General features: G+C 47.7%; 7 protein-coding genes. 3 read left to right on the top strand and 4 right to left on the bottom strand.

Features of this window, described 5'->3' with window-relative positions; genetic code table 11:
* Positions 1-125: 125 nt before the first annotated feature.
* Together ACS5WU_RS13755 and ACS5WU_RS13750 are read right to left on the bottom strand one after the other, a co-directional pair.
* The gene (locus tag ACS5WU_RS13755) at positions 126-1277 is read right to left on the bottom strand and encodes a sugar ABC transporter substrate-binding protein (RefSeq protein WP_052740262.1); all 1152 of its coding nucleotides are present in this window, start codon (positions 1275-1277) and stop codon (positions 126-128) included.
* Between the two features lie 104 nt (positions 1278-1381).
* Positions 1382-2398 carry a LacI family DNA-binding transcriptional regulator gene (locus ACS5WU_RS13750; RefSeq protein ID WP_046442662.1) on the bottom strand — a complete coding sequence of 339 codons (1017 nt, stop codon included), beginning with the start codon at positions 2396-2398 and terminating at the stop codon, positions 1382-1384.
* 306 nt (positions 2399-2704) lie between these two features.
* Between ACS5WU_RS13750 and ACS5WU_RS13745 the strand changes: the two genes are divergently transcribed.
* A complete protein-coding gene (locus ACS5WU_RS13745; protein WP_302761738.1) occupies positions 2705-3541 on the top strand; it encodes a PocR ligand-binding domain-containing protein in 837 nt (278 codons plus the stop codon).
* A gap of 209 nt (positions 3542-3750) precedes the next feature.
* Positions 3751-4170, top strand: a complete 420-nt coding sequence (locus ACS5WU_RS13740) for a YjdF family protein (protein WP_302761736.1) — start codon at positions 3751-3753, stop codon at positions 4168-4170.
* A gap of 19 nt (positions 4171-4189) precedes the next feature.
* Here ACS5WU_RS13740 and ACS5WU_RS13735 read toward each other — a convergent pair whose 3' ends face one another.
* On the bottom strand, positions 4190-5314 hold the full coding sequence (locus ACS5WU_RS13735; protein ID WP_465089201.1) for an MFS transporter: 1125 nt from the start codon (positions 5312-5314) through the stop codon (positions 4190-4192).
* Positions 5315-5548: 234 nt separating this feature from the next.
* Here ACS5WU_RS13735 and mutY point away from each other — a divergent pair, with 234 nt between their 5' ends.
* The gene (gene mutY / locus ACS5WU_RS13730; protein WP_302761732.1) at positions 5549-6595 is read left to right on the top strand and encodes an A/G-specific adenine glycosylase; all 1047 of its coding nucleotides are present in this window, start codon (positions 5549-5551) and stop codon (positions 6593-6595) included.
* Positions 6596-6654: 59 nt separating this feature from the next.
* Here the strand turns inward: mutY and ACS5WU_RS13725 are convergent, their stop codons facing one another.
* The gene (locus ACS5WU_RS13725) at positions 6655-7944 is read right to left on the bottom strand and encodes a class II aldolase/adducin family protein (RefSeq protein WP_046442667.1); all 1290 of its coding nucleotides are present in this window, start codon (positions 7942-7944) and stop codon (positions 6655-6657) included.
* Positions 7945-8280 lie beyond the last annotated feature (336 nt).

Here is an 8280-nt window from a genome sequence, read left to right as displayed (position 1 = left end):
ACAAATAACCGGATTTTTCTAACAAAACCTTGCCGCGCTCCCATGAAAGGGAGCGCGTCATAAGGTTTTATACTTGTTTATGCTGATTTCTCAGCGAAACTCTGTCTAATAAGTTCTAAGACTTATTATTCAGCGCCTTTCGCGGTCCAGCCAGCGAGGACATCTTCCTGCCATACCGGATCCATGTTGAAGTATGTCGTCTTTACAGCATCTTTGATCGGCATTTCGCCACTCTCGATGATGTCATGGATTGCTACTACGCAGTTTTCACCTGTGTCGTAAGGTCCAATGTCAACAGTTGCTCTGTAAACGCTTGTTTCGTCCTTCATCTTCTCGATTGCTTCCGGTGTAGCGTCGCCGCCGCCGATGTAGAACTTATCGAGAACATCCTGGGAAAGGTTCAGGCCTTTTACAGCTTCAACAGCTCCGAGCGGGCCCGAGTCGTTGTTACCTGTGATAACGTTAACTTCAGGATGCTGCTGCATAACGTCTTCTGTGATCTGCATACCTTTTTCCGGATTGTCACCAGCCTGGCGCGCTACGATTACCGCTTCCGGGCACAGCTCCGTGATCTTATCCTGGATACCGTCAGCTCTCTTAACAACGGATTCTACGTTGTCCTGAGAAATGATCAGTACGTTGCCTTTGCCGTCAAGTTTCTCGTTGATCCACTTTGCAGCGTTCTCGCCGATAACCTGTCCATACGAATACTCGTCAACCGTGAAGATCGCGTTTGCATTCGGAACAAGCTGTGCGAAGGAGATTACGACGATACCCTTTTCGTTCATCTGCTTTGTAACAGAATCAAGAGCATTTCCGTCGATCGGGCAAGCAATAACTGCCGTTACGCCCTGGTTCATGAAGTTCTCAAAGTCAGAAACCTGCTTTGCAACGTCATAGTTCGCATCAACAACAGTCAGCTTATAGCCGTATTCGTTGCACTTTGCTTCAACACCGTTTTTAACGGATACGAAGTAAGGATTCGCAAGCTGCGGGATGGAAAGGCCAACGGATACTTCGCCGCTCTCTTTTGCAGCCTTGATTACCTCATCGTTAGCTGTCTGAGCTACCTGCACAGCCTGTGTTGCATTAGCATCGGGCTCTGCGCTGTCGGAAGCGGAAGCTTCTGCAGAAGCCGTTGCTTCAGCGCTTGCACTAGCTTCTGCGGAAGGGCTAGCTTCTGTAGACGGAGTTGCTTCCGGTGCGGAGCATCCAACCAAAGCCATAGCCGCTACCAGCATGATCGCCAGTACTGTCACTAATACTTTTTTCTTCATTTTGTTTCCTCCTAGGACTCTTTTTTTATTTTCTAAACGCGTAATTGCGTATAGAACATTGTCATGTGGCCTTCCGGCCGGTTTGCCGTTTCCGGCGTTTCCTGTTATATAGTAGTATTCCTGATTACAAGCTCAGGCTTTACATAGATAATTTCCTGTTCCAAAGCAGGCATTTTCGGCCTGCCGTCTTTGATTTCCTGATCGAGCAGAGTCATCGTCTGCCCACATATATCCCATAACGGTTGCCTGATCGTTGTGATCGGCTTTTGTGCAAGCTCTGCAAACATCATATCGTCAAAGCCCGCTACCGAAATATCCTCTGGTATTTTCACATGGCACTCGTCCAGCCTTTTCATGATTCCAAGCGTCATCATGTCGTTAATACATACGATTGCCTGCGGTTTTCTTTTTAAAACCTGATCGGTTATTTCATACGCTCCCTGAAACTTTGGCTCCTCTGTGAAGAACAAATCTTCATCCCGCACAGGCAGCCCTGCCTCCTGCATCGCCTTGAGGAATCCCTGTAAACGCAGATTGGCAAAATTCACATCCAGCTTCACGCTCACAAAGCAAATTTTTTCCAGCTTCTTTTCTAGCAGGTAACGCGTCATCGCGTATTCACCCTTTATAAAATCGCACATTACGCACGGCTCGAGACAATCCTCATAGGTTTCCGTGCAAAACACCATCGGTATTTTCTCCTGGCGAAGCAGTTCCAGATGGTCGACATTGGGATGCTCGCACAGCATTGGAACAACGATCACTCCCAAAACCCGTCTTGCGATAAAGGTTTCCACATATTCTTTTTCGTTTTGGCTTTTACTGTTTGAAATTCCTAGCAGCAGCGTATATCCCTTTTGCTCGGCAAGCTTTGTCATAATATCCACAATCGCACTATAATAAGGATTCACAATTTCCGGAACCAATAGTCCGATTGATTTGCTGTCCCGTGTAACCAGGCTCCTTGCAGAATAATTTGGCACGTAGCTGAGTTTTTTAGCCGCCTTTAATACGTTATCTTTTGTCCCCGCATTGACTCCCTTTTTATTATTGATGGCCATGGACGCAGTCGCGATCGACACCTTTGCCTCCCGCGCAACATCCTTTATCGTTACCTTCATTACCCCAATCCCCAGATGGCCGTTTGAAACGTTTCAAACATTGCCTTAATAAAAAAACTCGCATCTTTTAATCCTTATTTCCCCAATCATTGCTCTTTCAGAAATTTCTTAAAATACTTGCTGAGTTTTAACTTTTTGTCTAACATTATTCAGTAATTTTCATGAATTCATTTGAAACGTTTAACATATCTTTTATGGGTTGATTATAGCAGCTTTAAATGAGATAATACTAGTATAAAAATACTAACAAATAGCACAATAATACTTTTATCGTGAAGATATTACAATTATTTAAAGGATATTACAATGGCATTAACAATAGAAACAGAAAAATTAATTGGCTTCCTGCAACACTTTTATACGATTACCGGCCTTCGCATCTCTTTGTTTGACCTTGATTTCAACGAGCTTATTTCCGTCGGAGAACCAAATGAAATCTGCTACCGGATCAAAGAATCAAGTCAGGGAGCGCAGCGCTGCCGTGAATGCGACATCAGCGCCCAGCTGTATATTAAGGAAAGCAACGATGAAAACTACATCTATAACTGCCACTGTGGGCTTGTGGATGCAATCGCTCCCATCACAGACGATGATATGATTATCGGCTATATGATGGTGGGCCAATGCCTTTCCAAGGATATCACGATCGAGGAAGCGTGGGAAAATACAAGCAGGATCTGTTCTGCCTTTACGGATATCAGCGACCTGAAAAAAGCATTTTTCGAGCTTCCCCAGCTCACCAAGGAGCAAATACGCGCGAGCGTTTACCTGATGAACGCCTGCGCAAGCTATGTCCGGCTGAAAAATTATGTAAAGCCCAGGCATAACGATCTTTTTACCGCAATCAAGGAATACATTTATGAGAACCTTTCCGGGGACCTTTCTTCGGAAATCCTTTCTTCAGAGCTGTTAATTCCGCGGAACGCCCTTTTTAAGATCGCCAAAAGCGAGACCGGTATGACGCTCGGGCAGTATATCCAGTATTGCAGGCTTGAATACGCGAAAAAGCTTCTCAAAAATACGGAAGATACGATCGCTCAGATATCCGAGCAATGCGGGATCAGCGACTTTAATTACTTTTCGCGGCTCTTCAAGAGGCAATACGGCGTTTCTCCGCGGGAGTACCGCAAAAATCCGGATTGAGGAAACAATATATTATAATGTAGGAAAAACTTGACCGATTACCGCCCGCGATTTACAATAGGTTTTGCGGGCGCGGTTTTGATTGCGCCGTAAAGTGCAAAGATAGAAACACAGTCCCGGTTGGTAGTCCGGGCGCGGCCCGTGCCGTCAGTAACCTGCCTCCTTGGTTGTCCCTTCTTTGTCCTGTTACCAATAAGGAGGAGCATCACATGAACAAAGCGGCAGTAAAGCTGACCGTCCTGTTTGAGGAACCCTTTTGGGTTGGAATCTACGAACGGACGGCGAACGGAAAGCTGGAGGCGTGTAAAATCACCTTCGGCGCAGAACCAAAGGACTATGAAGTCCACACCTTTTTCCTGGAAAACTGGAATTGCCTGCCCATGAGTCCGCCAGTTGACGCGGGAGCAATGGCGGAGAAAAGGTTGAATCCCAAACGGATGCAACGCGCTGTGCACCGCGAGCTAAGCCAAGCGGAGATCGGCACCAAATCACAGCAGGCGCTTAAAAAGCAGCAGGAAGAAAACAAGCTGCGGCGCAAAACAGCTTCCCGCGAGCAACGGGAAGCAGAAAAAGAGCTCAGATTTTCTATGCGCCAGCAAAAGAAAAAAGAAAAACACAGGGGAAGGTGAAATCCCTCCCCTGTGTTTTTTAATCCATCAGTTTCCTTGCCCCTGCGCCAATCGAGAGCGCCATACCGCCAATCGCTATAACTGCAATCGCAATAAAGCCCGCCGCATAAGAGAAGGAATCGGCAAAAATTCCAAGTATCACAGGCCCCGCTGCGCTGCCTGCGCTGTAAAGAGCCTGATACAGTCCCATACCAGCGGCTTTTTGGTTCTCGTCCAGATGTTTGATTGCATTTGCCATAAAAATTGCGGTGAGCGAAGCATAGCCAAGCCCTCCGATGAATTGTACCAGCATAAAAACCGGAATATTATGGACAAACGGAACCGCCGCGCTGTACAGTCCCAGTATCAGGAAGCCAATGACGCTCGTTTTGGTGTTCCCCAGCCTCACCCCGGCTTTGGTTGTAATAAACAGCGAACCCAGTACCGATGCCGCGATAAACATCGCGTTGATCACGCCCACCTCGATTCCGTTCGCGCCAATATCCTGAGCGATTTTTGGTGTGAATGAAAACGCAGTTGCAAAAACGACAGCCTTGATGATAATACACAGGACCGACGAAACGATAAGCTGTTTGTTTTTAACCAGCTTTACGATATCGTTTGTTTTGATCGTAACCTGTTTGTCCGGGACCTCTTTTACAAAAAAGGAGATCAGCGTTCCTGCCGCCGCTACGCAAAAACTGATAAAAAACAGGCTTTTAATCCCCGCGTTCTGGTAGAGCGCCCCGCCAATCAGGAAGGACAGTAAAATCCCCACTTCCACCACTGCCCCAATGGTTCCCATGGCCTTGTTGGTCTGCGTTTTGTCGTAGTATTTAGCATACAGGACAGTAAATGCAACGTACATCGTGCTGGAAAAGCCGGAAACCGCATTTCCGACGAACAGCATCGCCGGGGAGGGAAAGAAATACATCACAATGGAGGCTATCGCTGAAAAAAGCATCCCCAGGATAATAAACGGTTTTTGTTTTCCAAGCTGATCCGACTTGATGCCGATTGGAAAACGCAGCACAAGCTGCGTGATGGAATGAATGCCAAAAATAATTCCCGCCAGTGTTGCGCTCACCCCCAGCGAGATCAAAAACGGCGTTAAAAACGGCAGATACAGATACAATGAAAACCAGAAAAAACAGGTTGTTATCAATAATATCAACTTTTTCAACGGATGTTCCTCTTATCAATGATTTCAGGCTTTACTTTTTTATACACCCGAACCGCTTTCTGGAAACCAAACATTGCCTCTGCGGAATGCCAATTTTATATGGACATATTCACAAATCCCTTCATTATTGATATAATTCCAGTATGTTATTTCGAAGCAATGTCCTGATATCGAACACAGATACTGCTTCAAGGGTTTTTTACCCGGAAAGGCGCTATGCAAAATTACCTGACACAGATCACACGCCCGCTGCTTGCGTGGTACGATAAAAATGCGCGCATCCTGCCCTGGCGGGACCGGCCCACGCCCTACCGCGTGTGGATTTCGGAAATCATGCTCCAGCAAACGCGCGTGGAGGCTGTGAAACCCTATTACGAACGGTTTCTTTCTGCCCTGCCTGATGTTTTTTCCCTCGCGGACGTTCCTGAAGACCAACTGATGAAGCTTTGGGAAGGGCTGGGGTATTATAACCGTGCGCGCAACCTGCAAAAGGCGGCGGAAATCATCGTGCGTAAGTATGGCGGCGAACTGCCTGTCTCATTTGACGCGCTTTGCTCCCTGCCCGGAATCGGCGCTTACACAGCCGGCGCCATTGCCTCCATCGCCTTTGGGCTGCCCGTCCCTGCTGTGGACGGGAATGTGCTGCGTGTTATCTCACGCATCCTTGCAAGCAGGGACGATATTGCGGATACAAAGGTAAAGCAGGCCATGTCCGCAATGCTGACGGATATCCTGCCTGTACGCGTGGGCGATTTCAACCAGTCGCTTATGGAGCTGGGCGCGACTGTATGCCTTCCAAATGGAGAACCATTGTGCGCATCCTGTCCACTGGCGCATCTGTGCAAAGCGCACCTTGAAAAACTGACTGATACCATTCCGGTGAAGGCTGCAAAAAAGAAGCGGCGGATTGAAGACCGGACTGTGTTCGTCATCCTTTCCGGCGGCGCTGTAGCGCTTCACAAACGCACGGAAAAGGGCCTTTTATCCGGCTTATGGGAATTTCCAAACACAGAAGGAAAGCTTACGCCCGTGGAGGTCAAAGCATTTTTACAGGAACACAACATTGCCGCTGAAACAATAGAGCCTCTTACCGGCGCGAAGCATATTTTTACGCATATAGAATGGCATATGTGCGGCTATCTGGTTTATGCAGATAACCAATCCGCCGGTTTTACCTGGGTTTCCTTGCAGGAATTTTTAGATGATTACGCGCTTCCGTCCGCGTTTCGCGTTTATGCAAAGGTAGCAAAAAACAAGCTTTAAAGGGATAGATAGATAAATAAATAAAACGCACTCAGTATAAAGTGCGTTTTTTTATTCGTTTACAAATTAAATGCGATCTCGATTTCCCTTACTTCCTCCGGGCTGATCGTTTTCATCTTTGCGCCCATTTGCTTTGCAGAAACAATCGCCTTTGCGGAATACTCCATAACCTCCATACGGTCAAACGCATTGAGCGTATCCTTGCCTGCCGTGATCACATAATCGTTTTCGATGATCATAACAGGATGCTTGATCGACATGGCCTGCGCCACCTTTTCCGGCTCTTTCATATTTGTTCCGTAGGGCATACGCTGCACATCCTTGAGCATCATATAACTTTCCGGTATCAGCCTCGCGTCAAACTCCGCGCCCGTAACCGCAAACGCCATACTGCTTGGCGGCTGGGCAATCATCACCGACGTAACGTCCGGATTCTGCGCATAAATCTCCTGATGCAGGCGCACGGAATAGGAGGCGTTTTTTCCGCGTTCCCTGCGTCCATATTTTATGGATACCAAATCCTCCGGCTGCAGGTACAGGCGGTCTTTGCCGTGCGGCGTAATGATGAAGGAATTGTCTGAAACCTTGCGCGAATACGAACCCTGCATGGATGTAAAAATCTGCTGCCTGTACGCCCTGTGGATGAAGCGGCAAAGCTCCTCCCTGTAATAGCGTTCCTGCGACGGATACGGCTCAGGCCCAAACTCGTCCAGCTTCTCCGCCGTTCGCACGAGGTAATCGTCCAGCGTGCTGCGCGAAAGCAGGCGCGGCGTGCCAAGCGGAACAGACGCGATCTCGATACGCGCACAGAAATCCAGCATTTCGAACTTCATAAATGCGTCGCTCATGTTCGCCGATCCGACGATCACGCCATGGCTCACCATCATAACAAGGTCTGCGCCGCCCGAAAACTGCTCCGCGATCATCCCTACCAGCTTATCGGAGCCCGGAAGCGCATATCCAACGGTGCCGATTTTATTGCACAGGGCATCCACGTTTGCGATCATCTCTGTCTGCGGCTTTTTATCCAGTGCAGAATATGCAACCAGCGCCGGCGGATGGGCGTGCAGAATCGCCTTGATGTCAGGTCTGGTTTCGTAAATTTTCCTGTGCACCGGCAGCTCTACGGACGGCTTATGGATGCCGATTACAGTACCGTCAGGCTTTACCTGCACAATATCCTTTGGCGTTAACGTACCCTTATCGATTGCGCCCGGCGTGATCCAGATATCGCCATCCGAATCCATTACCGACAGGTTTCCGCCGGACGTCGTCGTCATGCCAAACGAATAGACGCGGTCTATGATCGTACATAGCTGTTCCGCAGGGTGCATTACCTCAAAATTCATTCTTTCATTTCCTCCTCATTGCCTTAAATGTTTTAAATTATGTTAAAATGTGTTATAATTTGTTTTCTTATGTCGCCTTTTCTATTTTATCCTTTTTTGCTGCCGGTTACAATGCTTTGGAGGATTTGTTTTACATAAACCGTGCTTTTTATTGATTTTTTCCTGAATTTGACACGTATTTACAGCCCTGCGGATGAACGGCCATTTTTATGATTGTCCGTATAGAACAAAAAGCCGGAATATCTCCGGCTTTTTGTTCTCAGAGGAATGCTTCATCATACAGCCACTTCGCCGCTGGCTACCACGGAATTTGCATCCGTGGACGGCATACTGCCT

The organism is Christensenella sp. KGMB01412 (genome assembly GCF_055522415.1).
This window is presented reverse-complemented; position numbering and strand designations above follow the sequence as displayed.

Excerpts from the sequence above, each read along its gene's own strand:
- ACS5WU_RS13755 (WP_052740262.1), bottom strand. The coding sequence starts at position 1,277 with ATGAAGAAAAAAGTATTAGTGACAGTACTGGCGATCATGCTGGTAGCG.
- ACS5WU_RS13750 (WP_046442662.1), bottom strand. The coding sequence starts at position 2,398 with ATGAAGGTAACGATAAAGGATGTTGCGCGGGAGGCAAAGGTGTCGATC.
- ACS5WU_RS13745 (WP_302761738.1), top strand. The coding sequence starts at position 2,705 with ATGGCATTAACAATAGAAACAGAAAAATTAATTGGCTTCCTGCAACAC.
- ACS5WU_RS13740 (WP_302761736.1), top strand. The coding sequence starts at position 3,751 with ATGAACAAAGCGGCAGTAAAGCTGACCGTCCTGTTTGAGGAACCCTTT.
- mutY (WP_302761732.1), top strand. The coding sequence starts at position 5,549 with ATGCAAAATTACCTGACACAGATCACACGCCCGCTGCTTGCGTGGTAC.
- ACS5WU_RS13725 (WP_046442667.1), bottom strand. The coding sequence starts at position 7,944 with ATGAATTTTGAGGTAATGCACCCTGCGGAACAGCTATGTACGATCATA.